Below are 16,727 nucleotides of genomic sequence, written 5' to 3' on the forward strand. Positions count from 1 at the left end.
GACGATCCATGTCCGTGCTGGACAAGCTCAAGGAACTGCTCAAGGGTCACGAGGAGCAGGCGGGTAAGGGCATCGACAAGGCCGGCGACTACGTCGACGAGCGGACCCAAGGCAAGTACCAGAGCCAGGTCGACACCGCCCAGGACAAGCTCAAGGAGCAGCTCGGCGGGACGGACCGGGACACGGACCGGCCGCCGCAGTGATCGATCGCGGTGAATCCGCGCAGGCCCCGGGACAAGAACGGACCCCGGGATTAGCCTGACCGGATGATCACCACGCCCGTCCGGCTCGCCCCCGACGTCCTGATGCGCCCCGCCGAGCTGGCGGACGCGCCCGGGCTCTCCCGCTCCTACCAGCGCAGTCTGAGCCACCTCAGCCGGACCGAACCCCGGCGCGAGGAGGGTTTCTACACCCCGGCCGGCCAGGTGGAGCGCCTGCGGGGGCAGCTGGCGGAGCGGGACGCCGGGCGGGTGATGCCCTGGGTGCTGGTCCGCGAGGCGGACGAGGGGGCCGGGGAGCCGGACGTGGTGGGCTCGATCACCCTGTCCCAGATCACCTACGGCCCACTGCGCAGCGCCAGCGTCGGTTACTGGATCGACGCCGGGCACCTGCGCCGCGGACTGGCGTCCGCCGCGGTGCGGGCGGTCTGCGCGGTGGCCGACCGGGAGCTGGCCCTGCACCGCCTGGAGGCGGGCACGCTGCTGGACAACGCCGCCTCGCAGCGGGTGCTGGAAGGCTGCGGCTTCACGCCGTACGGCACCGCCGAGAAGTACCTGTTCATCAACGGTGCCTGGCAGGACCACCGGCTGTTCCAGAAGATCCTCAACGACCGGCTCCCGTAGGCGGGTCGTGTCGTACGGCGGCGCCCGCCCCCTGCTCGGGGGCGGGCGCCGTCCGGTGCGGCGGGGCCGCGCTCACGGGGTGGCCATCACCCGGATCTTCTCCGCCTGCGGACCCTTCTGCCCCTGGGTGACCTCGAAGGTGACCTTCTGGCCCTCCAGCAGCTCCCGGTATCCGGTGGCGTCGATGTTCGAGTAGTGCGCGAAGACGTCGGCGCCGCCGTCGTCCTGCGCGATGAAGCCGAAGCCCTTCTCCGAGTTGAACCATTTCACCGTGCCCGAAGCCATGTTGCGTCTCCTTCGCTCTATGGGCCCGAATCGGCTCCCGCAACCCGCGGAATCCGGAGGTGATCGCCCTGGCCCGGAGACGTACCGGACAGCAAGAACGCCCGTGAATGCAGCACGGGCGCCCGGCACTTCGGAACCATGACAGCTGATCAGGACGCTACACCGACCAGGCCCGCCAGTCACCACAAACCATGGCAAACGCGTCATCCTTCACCGGGCAAGGCCACACCACGTCCTCCGTATCCCCGACCGATCGGATGAATGTGCGACACCTGGACCGGTCAGGACGTCGCGCCGTCGTCGTCCTGACCGGCCGGCTGCCGTCGGCGCCACCACAGCGCGGTGCCGAGCCCGGCCAGTGCGACCACCGCGGTGCCGCAGAAGGTCCAGACGACCAGGTCGTCGATGCCGCCGTCCGCCCCGGCGGCCCCTGCCCGGTGCAGCGTGGTGCGCGGTGCCCGCTGGGCGGCCCGTTCGCTGCCGGGGGCGCGCGGGTCGGGCGACGGGGCGGGCAGCAGGCCGACCGCCGCGGCCCGGGGCGCGGCGGCGAATCCCCAGTCCAGCAGGGCCCGGGCCTCCTCGTAGACGGCGTTCTCCGCGCCGGAGCGCGGGTTCATCACGGTGACCAGCAGCGTCCGGTCGCCGCGCCGGGCGGCGGCGACCAGGGTGTTCCCGGCATGGGTGGTGTAGCCGTTCTTCACCCCGATCAGGCCGTCGTAGGGGGCAACCCCGTGCGAGCCGACCAGCAGCCGGTTGGTGTTCTGGATGCCGTACGCGTCCGGCCCGCCGTCCTCCGGGAGGAGGGCGGTCTTGGTGGCGGCGAAGTGGGCGAAGTCCCGGTTGGTCAGCCCGGCCTGCCCGAAGAGGGAGAGGTCGTAGGCGGAGGAGGTCTGGCCGGGCGTGTCGAAGCCGTCGGCGGATTCGACGGTGGTGTCGCGGGCGCCCAGTCGCCGCGCGGTCGCCTGCATCTCGTCGATGGTCCTGCCCCAGCCGCCGTTCATCGCGGCCAGGGCGTGCACGGCGTCGCTGCCGGAGGTCAGGAAGACGCCGTGCCACAGGTCGGCGACGCGGTAGGGCATGTCCTCCTTGAGGCCGGCGAGCGAGCTGCCGGCCTCGATGCCGGCCAGGTCCGCGCTGGAGACGGTGCGCACCGCCGCCTGGGAGAACTTCGGCAGCACGGTCAGCGCGAAGAGCGTCTTGAGGGTGCTGGCCGGCGGCAGCGGCCGGTGGACGTCCTTGGCCGCGAGGATCCGGTGGCTCGCCAGGTCCGTGACGGCCCACGACAGCGCCGAGACCCGGGGCGGCTCGGGGACTCCCGGCCGGGGCAGGAACTGCACGCCGGGCTCGTCCAGCAGGTTCTCGGCCGGGGCCGGTGGTGCGCCGCGCAGGTCGTCGATGCCGTTGGGGCCGTCGGCGACCACCGGACCGCACAGGGCCAGCAGGCTCGCGACGCAGACCACCGCTGCGGACAGGGCTCTGACGGGGGACCACGTCGCTGTCGACATGTGGCCACGCTAAGAACGCCCCGGGCCGCGCGCCGGTTGGCCTACTCCATACGGTTTCCGGTCGCCGAGGGCGGTGGACGGGCCCGTCCGGACGTCCGGGACCCGCCCACCGCTCCCCCGCCGCCGCGCCGTCAGGACCGCACGGCGCACGCCTCCGGCGTCGGCGCGGCGGCCCGCGGCGCCGCGTCGGTCGCGGACCGTGGGCCCCCTTCCGGCCGGGCGCCGCGGAACAGGTCCGGCAGCAGGGTGAGCAGCCCCAGGACGGCGAGCCCCGCGCCGAGCCACAACGGTGCCCGCAGCCCGTGGGAGTCGATGACCAGGCCGCCGAACGACGAGCCCACGATCACCCCGAGGGTGATGAAGGAGGAGTGCACCGAGTTCACCAACGGACCGGCGTTGCCCGCGCGTTGGACCCGGGTGGCCATCGCCGGGTTCATGGTCACCCCGACCAGCCCGATGCCCAGCATCATCGCCACCGCCGGGACGGCCAGGTGGGCCAGGAGCGCGAAGCCGGCGAGGAAGAGGGCGTTCAGCGTCAGCCCGACGACCTGGACCCCGACCGGGTGCCGGTCCGCGAGGCGCCCCACGACGGTGTTGCCGACAACGGTGGCCGCGCCGTACGCGATGAGCAGCAGCGGGACGGTGCCGGTGGCGAAGCCGGTGACCTCGGTGAGGACGGGGTTGAGGTAGCTGAAGGCGGCGAAGGTCGCCCCGATGATCAGGGTGCTGGTGGAGAACGCCAGCCACAGCCGCGGCCGGCGGAAGGCGACCGCCTCCTCCCGTATGCCCCCGCCGCCCTCGGCCCGAGCCGTCCCGGGCACCCCTGCGACGGTGGCCGGCGCCACCAGCACCGTCATCCCGGTGATCACCCAGAACGCGGCCCGCCAGCCGAGGTGCTCGCCGACCAGCGTGGCGAGCGGCAGCCCGAGCAGGGTGCCGAGCATCAGGCCGTTCATGACCACCGCGATGGCCCGGCCCCGGATCTCCGGGCGGACCAGTTGGACGCAGAGCGAGACGGCCACGCCGAAGAACGCCTGCGCGGCGACCCCCGTGACGATCCGGGCGGCCATCATCACGCCGTAGTCCGACGCCAGGGCGGCCAGCACATTGCCGGCCAGGAAGACCCCGAACAGCGTCGTCAGCGCCGTCTGGTGACGGAGCCTTCGGACGGCGAGGGTGAGGATCGGCCCGCCGACCGCCATCGCCACCGCGTACGCGGTGATGAGGTAGCCGATCTCCGGGATCCCCACGTCCAGTCCCCGGGCCATCTGCGGCATCAGTCCCGCCACCACGAACTCGCTGGTCACCATGGCGAAAACCCCCATGGCCAGCACATATACGGCGCGCTGCACTCCGCCGACACCACCTTTCACAACCGATCGTTCCAATATGAAGGCAGGCGAAGGCCCCTGCATTCACAGGGGAGATCGACCGGGCCGAACGCCCCCCGGCCCCGCCCGCGCCGACCCTACCGCACCTTTGAACCGATCGTTCCAAAACTATGCGGCGGACTCCGCGGGCTATACGGGCCGTCGGTCGCCGCGCGGCACCGGACGGGCTCGGGCCGGGCTCAGCAACGGCGCGTGCAGATCGCCGTAGCGCTCCCTGCGCCCGGCGATCTCGTCGAAGAGGAAGGTGAGTTGCCCCGGTTCGGTGCAGCCCGCGACCTCGTCCCAGGTGACCGGGGTGGAGACGGTCGGGGTGGCCCGGGCGCGCAGGGTGTAGACGGTCGCGGTGGTCTTGGCGGCGGCGTTCTGCGAGAAGTCGACGAAGACCTTGCCGGGCCGCAGCGCCCGGGTCATCTTGTGCGTGACCAGGTCCCCCAGTGCGGCACCGGCCTCGACGGCCAGCGTCCGGGCGTAGGCCGTGGTGCGGTCGGCGGGGGTGGGCTCGACGGGCACGACGAGGTGCAGGCCCTTGGAGCCGCTGGTCTTGACATAGGCGTCGAGGCCGTCGGCGGCCAGCCTGTCGCGCAGCCAACGGGCGGCGGCACAGCACTCCACGACGGTGGCGGGGGCGCCCGGGTCCAGGTCGAAGACCAGCCGGTCGGCCATGCCGGGCGCGCCGCAGGTCCACTGCGGGGTGTGCAGTTCGACGACGAGGTTGGCGGCCCAGACCAGCGAGGCGAGGTCCTGGAGGAGCACCTGGCGGGCCGGACCCGACCTCGAATGGGGGACCTCGCAGCTCTTCACCCAGGAGGGGGCGCCGGGCGGCACGTTCTTGGTGAAGAAGCGCTGGCCGTCCGGCCCGTCGGGGTAGCGGAGGAAGGACACCGGGCGGTCGTGGAGGTGCGGGAGCAGCGCGTCCGCGGTGGTGGTGCAGTAGTGCAGCACCTCACCCTTGGTGGTGCCGGTCCCGGGATAGAGGACCTTGTCCAGGTTCGTCAGCGAGAGGCGCCGCCCCTCCACGACGGTGATCGGCGACATACCATTGAGAATCCCACACAAGGGACGAACCATGCGATCTATCTGGAATGGGTCCATATCGTTTGGCCTGGTCACCATCCCCGTGAAGACCTACAGCGCCACCGACCGCACCTCGTCGGTCTCCTTCGTCCGCATCCACGAGAAGGACGGCGCACCGATCCAGTACCGCAAGGTCTGCGAACTGGACGGTACGGAGGTGCCGAACGAGGAGGTGGGCAAGGGGTATCAGCCGCCCGGCGACGAGGTCGTCGTGCCGATCACCGACGAGGACCTGTCCCGGCTGCCCATGCCGACCGCCAAGACGCTGTCGATCCTCTCCTTCGCCGACCCCTCCGAGATCGACCCGCTCCAGTTCGACAAGGCGTACTACCTCGGCCCCAACGGGGCCTCCGCCGTCAAGCCGTACGCCCTGCTGCGGGAGGCGTTGGAGCACCACGCGAAGGTCGCGATCGGCAAGGTGGCGCTGCGGGGGCGGGAGACCCTGGCCATGCTGCGGGCGCACGACGGGGCGCTGGTGATGCACGCCCTGCTGTGGCCGGACCAGGTCCGTTCCGCCGAGGGGATCGCGCCGGAGGCCGTCAGGATCCGCGAGAACGAGATGAAACTGGCCGAGACCCTGATGGACTCGCTGGGCGCACTGGACCCGGCCGAACTCCACGACGACTACCGCGAGGCGGTGGAGGAACTCGTCGCCGCGAAACTTCAGGGCGGCACCCCGGCCGCACCCGGCGCCCAGGCCGTCCCCGGCGCCCAGGTCATCGATCTGACGGCGGCGTTGGAGCGGAGCGTGCGGGCCGCCCGCGGCGGCACCTCGGGCACGGCCGGGGACGGCGCGGAGGCCGCCTCGGTCACCCCGATCCGGGGCCGCGGCACGGCCCGCAAGAAGACGGCGGCGAAGCAGCCACCGCCCGCGAAGGACGTCGCCGCCCGGACCACGGGCACGAGGACGACGAAGGCCACCAAGACCGCCGCGGGGAAGACCGGCGGCGCCAAGGCCAACACCGGCACGGCGCGCGCCGGTTCGTCCACCGAGGCGAAGACCCCGGCCGACCGCGGCGCCACCGGGAAGACCGCGACCAAGAAGCAGACGCGGGCGAAGCGGACGACGAAGCCCACGGCGTCCTAGGGTCCGCCCACCGCGGGCCCGAACGGCCGGGTCCGCCGTTCCTCTAGAGTCACGGCATGGCTTCAGACGAGGGGATGACCACCGCCCGGGTCGACAGTTGGATCTGGTCGGTACGACTCACCAAGACGCGCTCGGCGGCCGCGGCGGCCTGCCGGGCCGGGCACGTGCGCGTCAACGGCGAGCGGGTGAAGCCCGCCCACGGCGTGCGGCCCGGCGACGAGGTGCGACTGCGGCAGGCCGGCCGGGAGCGCATCGTGGTGGTGACCCGGCTGGTGCGCAAGCGGGTGGGCGCCCCGGTCGCCGTCGAGTGCTACGTCGACAACAGCCCGCCGGCTCCGCCGCGGGAGGGGATCGCGGTCATCGCCGTGCGGGACCGCGGCGCGGGCCGGCCCACCAAGCGCGACCGCCGCGAACTGGACCAGCTGCGCGGCCGGCTCGGCACCGGCCCGGACCCCGACGACCGTCCGTAGGAGCGTGCCCTACGGCATGTCGGGCAGCGCGTCCACGTAGACCCACTGCCCGTCCTCGCGGACGAAGCGGCTGTGCTCTTCCTGGCTGTCGGTGTGGCCGTGCACGGTGTAGTGCGCGCGGAAGGCGACCGTGCCCTCGGCGTGGAAGGCGGTGCCGCCGGTCGCGGCGAGGATCTCCAGGCGGGTCCAGCGCTGCGCGGGGTCGAGTTCGAGGGCCGCGGGGCGGGTCGTGGAGTGCCAGCTGCGCAGCAGATAGGCGGTGTCGCCGACGGCGAAGGCACTGTAGCGGGAACGCATCAGCCGCTCGGCCGTCGGCGCTGTGGCGCGGCCCTGGTGGAAGGGGGCGCAGCACGCGCCGTACGACGCCTCACGACCGCACGGGCAGGGCGCGTCCTCGGTGATCGTGGGCGGCGCGGGCGGCTGCTGCCGGGTCCGGCGCTTCGGGGTTCTCGACGGCTTTTTGGGCTTTGACACGCCACGATTGTGCCGGGTGCGGCGGAGCCGGTCCGCGCCGGGCGAGGTGTCGGCCGGTCAGGATCCCATGACCGTGGCCCATTTGAGGGATTTCCCCGACAAATACTCCATTTGCAGCTTTTCTTGGCTTGATACCGGCGGTGAGGCTGGAAGAACTCACGGTGACCGTCCCCACACCCAGGAGAGAACCCTCATGATTCTGTCCATTTCCGGCGTCGTCCTGCTCGGTGTCATCGTCTTCCTCTTCTTCCGCAAGGACGGCCTGAAGTTGTCCCACGCCCTGATCTGCGCGCTCTTCGGGTTCTACCTCGCGGGCTCGGCCATCGCGCCCAGCATCAAGGCCGGCGGAGCGAGCCTGGCCAGCCTCCTCGGCGGGATCAAGCTCTAAGGCACCCCGACCGGGCGGGCCCCGCCCGTCCTCCCCACCGCGCGACGCCGCCCGTCCCACCGGCCGTCCGGACCGGTCCGTCCCGTCCGGGCGGCGGCGCGCGAAACCCGCCCCGGCTCGCCTCCCACGCCGAGCCGGCCCGCCGCCCCTACGAGCACCAGGAGACCCCCTGTGGCCCGGCGCCCCCTGCCCCGCATCCTCACCAGCAACGCCCTGACCAGCAGCGCCCCGATCGCCCGCGGCCGCGAGCTGGCGCGGACCGCGGCCGACGGCGCGACCGACGTGCTCCATCCGCTGATCACCATCAGCCGGGGGCTGCGCCGGCTGGTGGCGGCCGGACGGGGGCGCTGGGCCGCGACGCCCAAGGAGCAGCGCGGGCCGCTGTGCTTCCTGATCGGCGCGGGGGTGCTGATCGTGGGCGTGGCGCCGTACGGTCCGCTGCTCGCGCTGGTGGCGCTGATGGCGGTGGCGGCGTGGCTGGGCCGGGACCAGCCGCAGGTGGCGGAGCCCGGCCCGAGCGAGGCGGAGACCGGACGGTTGCAGGCGCTCTACGAGGCACTGGTGCCGTGCTTCTCGGACGAGGGCGACCCCAACCCCCTCTACACCCATGACGGCGACTGGCAAGGGGCGTTCACCGCGTACGCCTTCGACGAGGACGGGCGGCCGGCGCGGCTCCGGCTGAAGTACCCGGCGTACTTCCCCGACGGCGAGGACGAGTGCCGGGTCCGCGTCGAGCAGCTGCTGCACGCCAAGTCCGGCCGCGGCCGGGAGTACCGCTTCGACTGGGACGAGGCGGCCAACCAGCTGGTGATGACGGCGCTCGGGCCGCTGCCGTCGGACATCGCGGCGCAGCCCTTCGTGACCTCGCCGGGCGAGACCGTGCTCGGCTTCACCGACCCCGAATCCGTGCAGCGGACGCTGCCGGTGGTGTGCGGGGGCGCGCCGCAGGACGTGCCCCCGGTGGTGTGGCGCACCGGCCGGCGGTCCACCGAACCGCACCTGCTGGCGCTGGGGCAGCCGGGCGCCGGTGGGACGACGCTGCTGCGCTCGATCGCGCTCCAGGCGCTGCGGCACGGCGACGTGGTGGTGATCGACGGCGGCGGCTCCGGCGAGTTCGGCTGCCTGGCCGGGCGGCACGGGGTGCTGGCGGTGGAGAGCGGGCTGGCGGGCGCACTGGCGGCGCTGGAGTGGGCGGCGCACGAGACGGAGCGGCGGCTGGTCGCCGCCAACCGGGCGCAGCAGTCCGGGCAGCCCGCGCCGGCGAACACCCGGCGGCCGCTGTGGATCATCGCGGACCGGCTGACGGCGCTGTCCCACCTGGCCTCGGTGGAGGGCCGGGACGACCCCCAGCGGCTGCTCCAGGTGCCGCTGCGGCACGGCCGGGCGGCCCAGGTGACGGTGGTGGCGGCCGACCAGTTCGAGACCGCGGAGCTGCTGAGCGACCCGGTGCGGGCCCACACCAAGGCGCGGATCGTGCTGGGACCGGCCACCGCCGAGGAGGTGCGGGCGGTGCTGGGCACCCAGCCGCACACCACCCCGCTCCCCCAGGTGCCACCGGGCCGCGGCTACGCCCGGCTCGGCAGCGGCCCGGTGCTCCGCCTCCAGGTGCCGGCCACCCCCGACCCGTACGACGACGCCACCGGTGAGGCACACCGCCAGGCGGTCCTGGCACTGCTGCCGGAACGCACCGACCCGGCGGACGCGGCGGGGACGCCCGCACCCACGCACCCACCGGTGTCGTTCGCCAAGCACGGCGACGCGACGCCGGTGGGCGGCGGGGACTCCGACGCCCCCACCGCCCACGCCTGACGTCGTCTCAGGCCACGAACGCCTGCGGCGGCTCCGCCTCCACCGACGCCCCGGTGGCCACCAGCCGGGCGGCCCTGGCCAGCCGGATCGCGGCCTCGTCGGCGACCGCGCCGCTGACCGTGAACGGCAGCCGGACGAAGCCCTCGAAGGCGCCGTCCACACCGAACCGCGGCCCGGAGGGGACGCGCACCCCGAGCCGCTCCCCCGCCTCGGCGATCCGGGAGCCGGAGAGTCCACCGGTCCGGGCCCAGAGGGTCAGACCGCCCCGCGGGACGCTGAACTCCCAGTCGGGCAGGTGCCGGTGGACCGCCTCGACGATCGCGTCGCGGTTCTCGCGGGCCTGCTCGCGGCGTATCCGGACGGCCTCCTCCCAGCCGCCGCCCTCCAAGAGGGAGGCGATGGCGAGCTGTTCGAGGACGGGCGAGCCGAGGTCGGAGTAGGCGCGGGCGGCGACCAGGCTGCGGATGATGTCGGGCGCGGCCCGCACCCAGCCGATCCGCATCCCGGCCCAGAACGCCTTGCTGGCCGAGCCCACGGTGATCACCGCGCTGCCGGCCGGGTCGAACGCGCAGACCGGGCGGGGCGGTTCGGTGTCCGGGTCGAGCACGATCTCGGCCATGGTCTCGTCGACCACCAGCAGGGTGCCGGCCGAGCGCGCCGCGTCCACGAGGCGGCGGCGCTGGTCCTCGGTGGCGAGGCTGCCGGTGGGGTTGTGGAAGTCGGCGACGACATAGGCCATCCGGGGCGCGGCATCGCGCATCACCTGGCGCCAGGCCGGAATGTCCCAGCCCGCCAGCCGCTCGCCGAGGGCGACCGGGACGAGGCGGGCGCCCGCATCGCGCATCAGCTGGAGGATGTTGGCGTACGAGGGCGAGTCGACGGCCACCCGTTCACCGGGGCTCGTACACAGCCGGCAGATCGCGGCGACGGCGCCCATCGCGCCGGTGGTGACCATGATCTGTTCCGGCATGGTGGGGATGCCGCGGGCGGTGAAGCGGTCGGCGAGGGCCTGCCGCAGGACCGGCAGGCCGGCCGGGTAGTCGCCGTGGGTGTGGGCGTAGAGCGGCAGGTCGGACATGGCGCCCTGGACGGCGCGGGTGAGCCAGGGCTCGGGGGCCGGCAGGGCGGCGCAGCCGAGGTCGATCATCGATCCTGCGGCCTCCGGCGGGAGCGGTTCCAGGCCGCGGGTGGGCAGCGGGTTGCCCGCCGGGACGGCGGTCCAGCTGCCCGAGCCGCGCCGGGACTCCAGGAACCCCTCGGCGCGCAACGCCTCGTAGGCGGCGGCGACGGTGGTGCGGCTGACGCCGAACGCGGCGGCCAGCTCGCGCTCGGCGGGGAGCCGGGCGGCGACCGGCACCCGACCTTCGAGGACGAGCCGGCGGACGCCGTCGGCGAGGCTGCGGTAGGCGGGCAACTTCCGCCCGTTTGCGGTGAGTTCGGCGGCCCGCGGGTCCTGCGACCGGAGCAGCCGGGCGAGTTGGGGCGCACCCACCGCGGAGGTCCACTGCGCCATGAAGATCAGTCCACCTTCCCCGAATTGGCTCTACATTGCGAGCCCGGACATGCCACATGGTGGCACGCACCAGTCCAATCCTGCCAGGAGGGGGAAGAGTCGTGTCCATCACCCAGGGGTCCGGCACCAGGCGGTCGCGTCTGCCGCGCCGGCTCGTACAGCTCTATGCGGGGCTGGTGGCGTACGGCGTGAGCATGGGCCTGATGGTCCGCGCCGGCCTGGGCCTGGAGCCGTGGAGCGTGCTCAACCAGGGCATAGCGCGGCACACCGGACTGACGATCGGCACCGTCACGATCGTCTCCGGCGCACTGATCCTGCTGCTGTGGATCCCGCTGCGCCAGCGCCCCGGCCTCGGCACGGTCTCGAACGTGGTGATCCTCGGGCTGGTGATGGACGCGACGCTGGCGCTCGTCCCGCCGCTCGGCCCCCTGGCCGTCCGCATCCCGCTGCTGGTCGCCGCGATCGTCCTCAACGGTGCCGCGACCGGGCTCTACATCAGCGCGCGCTTCGGCCCGGGGCCGCGCGACGGACTGATGACCGGGCTGCACCGGCGCACCGGCCGCCCGGTCCGGCTGGTGCGGACCTGCATCGAGGTGACCGTCCTCGCCGTGGGTTTCGCGCTCGGCGGCTCGCTCGGCGTGGGCACGGTGGTCTACGCACTGGCCATCGGGCCGCTGGCCCAGTTCTTCCTGCGCCGGTTCGCAATCGAGGGCCTGCCCGGGCGGCCGTCCACAGTGGTGGCCCGCTCCCCTCGGCCGTCACCGGAGCGCGCGATACTGCCGGAGTGACCCCCGCGATACGCTTTCGCCATCCCTACCTCGACCACCCAGGTCCGCTGCCCTTCGCCCACCGCGGCGGGGCCGCGGACGGCCTGGAGAACACCGCCTTCGCCTTCCGCCGCGCGGTCGGCCTCGGTTACCGCTATCTGGAGACCGACGTCCACGCCACCTCCGACGGTGCGCTGGTCGCCTTCCACGACGCGACCCTGGACCGGGTCACCGACTCCCGGGGCGCCATCGCGGCCCTGCCCTGGCGGGCGGTCCGCCGGGCTCGCGTCGCCGACCGGGAGCCGCTGCCGCTCTTCGAGGAGCTGCTGGAGGAGTTCCCCGAGGCCCGGTGGAACGTCGACCTCAAGGCGGAGGGCGCGCTGGAGCCGCTGCTGGCCCTGCTGCGCCGCACCGACGCCTGGGAGCGGGTGTGTGTCGGCTCGTTCTCCGAGGCCCGGGTGGCCCGGGCACAGCGCCTGGCCGGCGGCCGGATGGCCAGCTCGCTGGGCACCCGCGGGGTGGCCGGACTGCGTCTGCGCTCCTACGGGCGCGGGGCGCTGCCGCTGGACCGGCTGCTGGGCGCGGCGGTGCGGCGCAGCGCGGTCTGCGTCCAGGTCCCCGAGCGGCAGTCCGGGATCCGCGTCGTCGACCCGCTCTTCCTACGCGCCGCGCACGCACTGGGCATGCAGGTCCACGTCTGGACGGTCAACGATGCCGATCGGATGGAAGCGCTGCTGGACCTCGGTGTGGACGGCATCATGACCGACCGCATCGAGACGCTGCGCACGGTGCTGACCGCGCGGGGGCGCTGGGTCTAGGTCGCGGCGGCCGGTGATGCAGGCGGCGGCCGATGCGGGCGTCCCGGTCCGCGCGGGCGCCGGTAGGGTTCCTCGCGCCGGCCGCCGGGATCGGGCCGGCGCCGGGCGACAGTCAGCCGCTCTCCCCCCGTTCTCCCATCCGATCCCGCGCGGCAAGAAAGCGGAGTATTTTTCCGCGTACGGGAGGGGCGACCGGGAGTGAGCCGGTCGGGCCGCTGACGTTCGGAGCGGCTTGCCGGCCGACCGGGAGCCACCGGGACGCGATCGTGACCCCGGTGGCGTTCTTCGCGGTCGGATTCGCCCTGCTGGCAGGGGTGCCGGTGGGGCGCGCGAGCGCGGCGGCCGGTAGTCCGGTACCTGACCGGATTTAGCCCTTGAGGGCGCGGGGCGGTAGTGTACGCCTTTGACTCACCAGGCGGACCGTTACTGCGCGCTCAACTCCTTGAGGCGCTGGGTGACATCTGCTGCCAGATGTGACAAACCGGGCGTTGGTGGGTACAACAAGGGGCGGCACGACGGGCGACGCAGGCGACGTATGTCCCGATGACGGGAATCTTCACCGCCGACCGGACGTTGACCGGATGACGACGACAGCGACACCTGTCCTGTGGGCGACAAGCCCGGGAGGCACGATTCATGAGTGAGCGAGCTCTCCGCGGCACGCGCCTCGTGGTGACCAGCTACGAGACCGACCGCGGCATCGACCTGGCCCCGCGCCAGGCGGTGGAGTACGCATGCCAGAACGGACATCGTTTCGAGATGCCGTTCTCGGTTGAGGCCGAGATTCCGCCGGAGTGGGAGTGCAAGGTTTGCGGCGCACCCTCTCTTCTGGTGGATGGGGATGGTCCTGAGGAGAAGAAGGGCAAGCCGGCGCGTACGCACTGGGACATGCTCATGGAGCGGCGGACCCGCGAGGAGTTGGAGGAGGTGCTGGCCGAGCGGCTGGCCGTCCTGCGCTCCGGCACCATGAACATCGCTGTGCATCCGCGCGACACCAACCGCAAGTCCGCCTAACGGGCGGAACGAGCAGAGCGGCACGGCAAGGGCCGGTGCCACCGAACCAACGGTGGCACCGGCCCTTGCCGTGCGTTCTGGCCGGACCGGGCGGCCGAGTGGGCGGGTGGGCGGGCCTCGCGCGCCCGATCCGCCCCCGGCCGCCCGGTGCGGCCCGGCCTCAGCGGGTGAGCGGCGGGTCCTGGCGCCGCGCGGCCGGCGGTTCGTCGGGGTGGATCACCTCGCCGTGGACGACCTTGCCGTCGGGGCGGTGCATCCGCGCCTGTTGGTAGACGTCGCCGAAGGAACCGGGGGTGAAGCCGCCCGACCGGGTCAGCAGCTTGTCGGCGCCGCGCAGGATCAGCCGCCCGGTCGGCGGGAACAGGCAGAGCAGCCCGAGCACGTCCGAGAGCAGGCCGGGCACGATCAGCAGCAGCCCGCCGAGCATCGGGAGGGTGTTGCCGGTGCCGCCGGAACCGGTCTCCCGGGGCGCCTCGGGGGCGCCGCCGGTCTGCAGGGCGCCGGTGAGGTTGCGCCAGGCACGGCGGCCGGCCCGCTTGATCACCGCGCCGCCGACGAGCACCCCGGCGAGCAGCAGCAGGAAGACCGTCAGACCGTTGGTGGCGCCGCCGACCACCGTCAACAGCCAGATCTCCAGCACCATCCAGGCGGCGATGCCCAACGGGGCGAATCGGCGGGCGCGCGAGCGCGGCGGACGGGGACTCGGCGGTGGTGTGGCTCCGAACGTCATGCCACCAGTGTGCCTGGCCCGGCCCGCCCGGCGGTCAGCGACCGCGGATCTTGCTCACCTTGGAGCCGACGCCCCAGGCGGTGATCCGCCAGAGCGCCTCCACGACGATGTCGCGGTTCATCTTGCTGTCGCCCAGCTCCCGGTCGACGAAGGTGATCGGGACCTCGACGACGTGGTAGCCGGCCTGCACGGCCCGCCGGGCCAGATCGACCTGGAAGCAATAGCCCTGGGAGGCCACCTCGTCCAGGCCCAGGCCCTGCAGCGTCTCCACCCGGAAGGCGCGGAAGCCGCCGGTGACGTCGCGGATCGGGACGTCCAGCATGATGCGGGAGTAGGTGCTGCCGCCGCGGGAGAGGACCTCGCGGTACTTGGGCCAGTTGACCACCCGGCCGCCGGGCACCCAGCGCGAGCCGAGCACCAGGTCGGCGCCCTTGAGGGCGGTGAGCAGCCGGGGCAGTTCCTCGGGCTGGTGGGAGCCGTCGGCGTCCATCTCGACCAGCACGCCGTGGCCCTGTTCGATGCCCCAGCGGAAGCCGGCGAGGTAGGCGGCGCCCAGCCCCTCCTTGCCCTTGCGGTGCAGCACGTGGACCTTGTCGTCCTCGGCGGCCAGTTCGTCGGCGAGCTTGCCGGTGCCGTCGGGGCTGTTGTCGTCCGCGATCAGGACGTGCGCCTCGGGGACGGCGGACCGCACCCGCGAGACGATCGGCTTGATGTTCTCCGCCTCGTTGTACGTCGGAATGATCACCAACGTGCTGCCGAGCGGACCGTACTGCCGCTGACCGTCTGTCACTGCTGCCCCTTCTCGTCCTTCGTACGCCCGCGGCGGCCGACGATGACGGCGGCCCCGCAGGACAGGAGGCCCACGATAGCGAGCAGCCACTCGGGAGCCGCTCCAACGCGGTCGGCGAGCGTCGTTTCGTCGCGCAGAGGGATGCGGGCCGAGACCACACCCTGGGTGAATTCGGGAATCTGGTGCGTAACGGTCCCGTCGGGGGCGACCACCGCGCTGATCCCGCTGGTGGCCGCGGTGACCACGGCCCGGCCGTGCTCGACGGCCCGCAGCTTGGACATCGCCAGCTGCTGCTCGGGCTGGCCGGTGCGGCCGTAGGTGGCGTTGTTGGTCTGGATGACCAGGGCGCGGGCGCCGGCGCCGACGGTGTCGTGGACGATCTCGTCGTAGGCGACCTCGAAGCAGATGACGTCGCCGAGCTTGGCCGGACCGACCTTCAGCAGGCCGGTGTGGTCGCCCGGGTAGAAGTCGCGGGGCACCCGCTGGAACCGCGTGATGATCTTGCTGAGCTGCTCCCGGAACGGGACGTACTCGCCGAACGGCACCGGGTGCTGCTTGGTGTACGAGGCGCCCGGGCCGGTCCTGGGGTCCCAGACGATGCCCTCGTTGAAGACGTAGCCGGGCTTGGTCGGATGGTCCACCAGGGCGCCGACGAGGACCGGCACACCGATCGCCTTCACGGCCTGGTCTATCCGGTCGTACGCCTGCGGGAACTGGAAGGGGTCCAGGTCGGAGGAGTTCTCCGGCCAGATGACCAGGTCCGGCTTGGGCACGCGGTGGTGCCGGACGTCGTCGGCGAGCTTCTCGGTGGCGGTGGCGTGGTTGTCCAGGATCTTCATCGGGCGACCGAGGAAGTCCATGCCGGCCTGCTGGACGTTGCCCTGCACCACGGCGATCCGGACGGTGTCGTCGGCCTTGGTGGGGACCGGTACCGCAAGGCCGGCCACGGTGACCGCGGCGGCCAGCCCGAACGCCTCCATCGTCCGGACCACCGCGCGCGGACCGTCGCCGCGGCGCAGCCCCCACAGGGCGGTCGCGGTGGCGGCCAGCAGCGCACCGGCCAGCGCGACGGCGAAGGTGACCAGCGGGGCGCCGCCGAGCGCGGCGAGCGGGGTGAACGGCGAGCCGGTGTTGGCGAAGGCCAGTCGGCCCCAGGGGAAACCGCCGAACGGCAGCCTGTCCCGGGCCCATTCCTGGGCGACCCACAGGCACGCGGTCCACAGCGGCCAGGCGGGCAGCCGGGAGGTGAGCGCCAGCCCCGCGCCCAGCAGCACGACGAAGAGCGTCTCGGCGACGGACAGGCCCACCACCGCGTCCCAGCCGACGACGTGCAGCCACTTCAGCAGGATGAGGAAGAACGGCAGCCCGAAGGCGAAGCCGGCCCAGGCGCCCTGGCGGGCCCGCCGGCCGCGGGTCAGCAGCGACAGCGCGGCCACCGCGACCAGGGACAGCGGCCACAGGTCGTAGGGCGGGAAGGCGAGGCCGAGCGCGACGCCGGCGCCGGCCGCGAGGGCGGTGCGCGGCGCCTCGCGGCGGGCCAGGGCGGCCAGTCGGCGGGCGCGGCCGGGGCGGCGGTCGGCGCCGGTCACGGTGGACGGCACCGCGCCGGCGGGCGCGGGGCCGCGCACGGCTTCTGCGGTGGTGTCGGAACCCGATGGCACGGTCGCGGGCCTTCCTGCAGGTCGTCCGGTTGTCAGCTGACCGTACATGGGAGGGCCGGGGGCGTGGGGCCGGGGTGCGCGGACCGTGCGCGGACCGTGACGAGCGCGG

18 protein-coding genes and 1 pseudogene are annotated in these 16,727 nt (G+C 73.3%); 10 read left to right on the forward strand and 9 right to left on the reverse strand.

Annotated features, from left to right (window positions below; translation table 11 throughout):
- Positions 1 to 8 precede the first annotated feature (8 nt).
- Positions 9 to 203, forward strand: coding sequence for an antitoxin (locus JNO44_RS38340; RefSeq protein WP_067344474.1), 195 nt, complete (start codon positions 9 to 11; stop codon positions 201 to 203).
- A 63-nt stretch (positions 204 to 266) separates the two neighbouring features.
- Positions 267 to 842, forward strand: a complete 576-nt coding sequence (locus JNO44_RS38345) for a GNAT family N-acetyltransferase (protein WP_205368609.1) — start codon at positions 267 to 269, stop codon at positions 840 to 842.
- A 72-nt stretch (positions 843 to 914) separates the two neighbouring features.
- Here the strand turns inward: JNO44_RS38345 and JNO44_RS38350 are convergent, their stop codons facing one another.
- The 4 genes from JNO44_RS38350 to ligD form a co-directional block, all read right to left on the reverse strand.
- Positions 915 to 1,127, reverse strand: a complete 213-nt coding sequence (locus JNO44_RS38350) for a cold-shock protein (protein ID WP_039630209.1) — start codon at positions 1,125 to 1,127, stop codon at positions 915 to 917.
- 281 nt (positions 1,128 to 1,408) lie between these two features.
- Positions 1,409 to 2,632, reverse strand: coding sequence for a D-alanyl-D-alanine carboxypeptidase family protein (locus JNO44_RS38355; RefSeq protein ID WP_205368610.1), 1,224 nt, complete (start codon positions 2,630 to 2,632; stop codon positions 1,409 to 1,411).
- A gap of 131 nt (positions 2,633 to 2,763) precedes the next feature.
- Entirely contained in the window at positions 2,764 to 3,984 is a 1,221-nt protein-coding gene (locus tag JNO44_RS38360; RefSeq protein WP_205368611.1) for an MFS transporter, read from the reverse strand.
- Between the two features lie 168 nt (positions 3,985 to 4,152).
- Positions 4,153 to 5,058 carry a non-homologous end-joining DNA ligase gene (ligD, locus tag JNO44_RS38365; RefSeq protein WP_205368612.1) on the reverse strand — a complete coding sequence of 302 codons (906 nt, stop codon included), beginning with the start codon at positions 5,056 to 5,058 and terminating at the stop codon, positions 4,153 to 4,155.
- Positions 5,059 to 5,089: 31 nt separating this feature from the next.
- On the opposite strand from ligD, the gene ku reads away from it, so the two are divergent.
- Positions 5,090 to 6,184 carry a non-homologous end joining protein Ku gene (gene ku, locus JNO44_RS38370; RefSeq protein ID WP_205368613.1) on the forward strand — a complete coding sequence of 365 codons (1,095 nt, stop codon included), beginning with the start codon at positions 5,090 to 5,092 and terminating at the stop codon, positions 6,182 to 6,184.
- Positions 6,185 to 6,240: 56 nt separating this feature from the next.
- On the forward strand, positions 6,241 to 6,654 hold the full coding sequence (locus tag JNO44_RS38375) for an RNA-binding S4 domain-containing protein (protein WP_205368614.1): 414 nt from the start codon (positions 6,241 to 6,243) through the stop codon (positions 6,652 to 6,654).
- Between the two features lie 9 nt (positions 6,655 to 6,663).
- On the opposite strand, the gene JNO44_RS38380 is transcribed toward JNO44_RS38375, so the two are convergent.
- The gene (locus tag JNO44_RS38380; protein WP_420882719.1) at positions 6,664 to 7,128 is read right to left on the reverse strand and encodes a YchJ family protein; all 465 of its coding nucleotides are present in this window, start codon (positions 7,126 to 7,128) and stop codon (positions 6,664 to 6,666) included.
- Between the two features lie 193 nt (positions 7,129 to 7,321).
- Here JNO44_RS38380 and JNO44_RS38385 point away from each other — a divergent pair, with 193 nt between their 5' ends.
- Both JNO44_RS38385 and JNO44_RS38390 read left to right on the forward strand, forming a co-directional pair.
- A complete protein-coding gene (locus tag JNO44_RS38385; RefSeq protein WP_016576341.1) occupies positions 7,322 to 7,516 on the forward strand; it encodes a hypothetical protein in 195 nt (64 codons plus the stop codon).
- A gap of 171 nt (positions 7,517 to 7,687) precedes the next feature.
- Positions 7,688 to 9,325 carry a hypothetical protein gene (locus JNO44_RS38390; protein ID WP_205368615.1) on the forward strand — a complete coding sequence of 546 codons (1,638 nt, stop codon included), beginning with the start codon at positions 7,688 to 7,690 and terminating at the stop codon, positions 9,323 to 9,325.
- Between the two features lie 7 nt (positions 9,326 to 9,332).
- On the opposite strand, the gene JNO44_RS38395 is transcribed toward JNO44_RS38390, so the two are convergent.
- Complete coding sequence (locus JNO44_RS38395; RefSeq protein WP_073448990.1) at positions 9,333 to 10,838, reverse strand: SCO1417 family PLP biosynthesis transcription factor; 1,506 nt, start codon at positions 10,836 to 10,838, stop codon at positions 9,333 to 9,335.
- Between the two features lie 101 nt (positions 10,839 to 10,939).
- On the opposite strand from JNO44_RS38395, the gene yczE reads away from it, so the two are divergent.
- The 4 genes and pseudogenes from yczE to JNO44_RS38410 all read left to right on the forward strand — a co-directional run bounded on the left by yczE (position 10,940) and on the right by JNO44_RS38410 (position 13,437).
- Positions 10,940 to 11,626 carry a membrane protein YczE gene (gene yczE / locus JNO44_RS38400; protein ID WP_443033097.1) on the forward strand — a complete coding sequence of 229 codons (687 nt, stop codon included), beginning with the start codon at positions 10,940 to 10,942 and terminating at the stop codon, positions 11,624 to 11,626.
- Positions 11,623 to 12,423 (forward strand): glycerophosphodiester phosphodiesterase family protein, encoded by an 801-nt coding sequence (locus tag JNO44_RS38405; protein ID WP_205368616.1) that lies wholly within the window; start codon positions 11,623 to 11,625, stop codon positions 12,421 to 12,423. Before yczE ends, JNO44_RS38405 begins: the two co-directional genes overlap by 4 nt.
- A gap of 50 nt (positions 12,424 to 12,473) precedes the next feature.
- Positions 12,474 to 12,794, forward strand: a pseudogene (locus JNO44_RS44150) (MFS transporter); the annotation flags it as partial.
- Positions 12,795 to 13,059: 265 nt separating this feature from the next.
- Positions 13,060 to 13,437 (forward strand): RNA polymerase-binding protein RbpA, encoded by a 378-nt coding sequence (locus JNO44_RS38410; protein ID WP_006601711.1) that lies wholly within the window; start codon positions 13,060 to 13,062, stop codon positions 13,435 to 13,437.
- Positions 13,438 to 13,597: 160 nt separating this feature from the next.
- Here the strand turns inward: JNO44_RS38410 and fxsA are convergent, their stop codons facing one another.
- Genes fxsA through lnt form a run of 3 tightly spaced genes read right to left on the reverse strand, consistent with a single transcriptional unit; the run spans position 13,598 to position 16,618 of the window.
- Complete coding sequence (fxsA, locus tag JNO44_RS38415; protein WP_205368617.1) at positions 13,598 to 14,167, reverse strand: FxsA family membrane protein; 570 nt, start codon at positions 14,165 to 14,167, stop codon at positions 13,598 to 13,600.
- A 34-nt stretch (positions 14,168 to 14,201) separates the two neighbouring features.
- Positions 14,202 to 14,957 carry a polyprenol monophosphomannose synthase gene (locus JNO44_RS38420; protein ID WP_205368618.1) on the reverse strand — a complete coding sequence of 252 codons (756 nt, stop codon included), beginning with the start codon at positions 14,955 to 14,957 and terminating at the stop codon, positions 14,202 to 14,204.
- Positions 14,954 to 16,618 carry an apolipoprotein N-acyltransferase gene (gene lnt / locus JNO44_RS38425; RefSeq protein ID WP_205368619.1) on the reverse strand — a complete coding sequence of 555 codons (1,665 nt, stop codon included), beginning with the start codon at positions 16,616 to 16,618 and terminating at the stop codon, positions 14,954 to 14,956. Before lnt ends, JNO44_RS38420 begins: the two co-directional genes overlap by 4 nt.
- Positions 16,619 to 16,727 lie beyond the last annotated feature (109 nt).

The organism is Streptomyces noursei (assembly GCF_016917755.1).
GTDB classification, from domain to species: Bacteria; Actinomycetota; Actinomycetes; order Streptomycetales; family Streptomycetaceae; genus Streptomyces; species Streptomyces yunnanensis.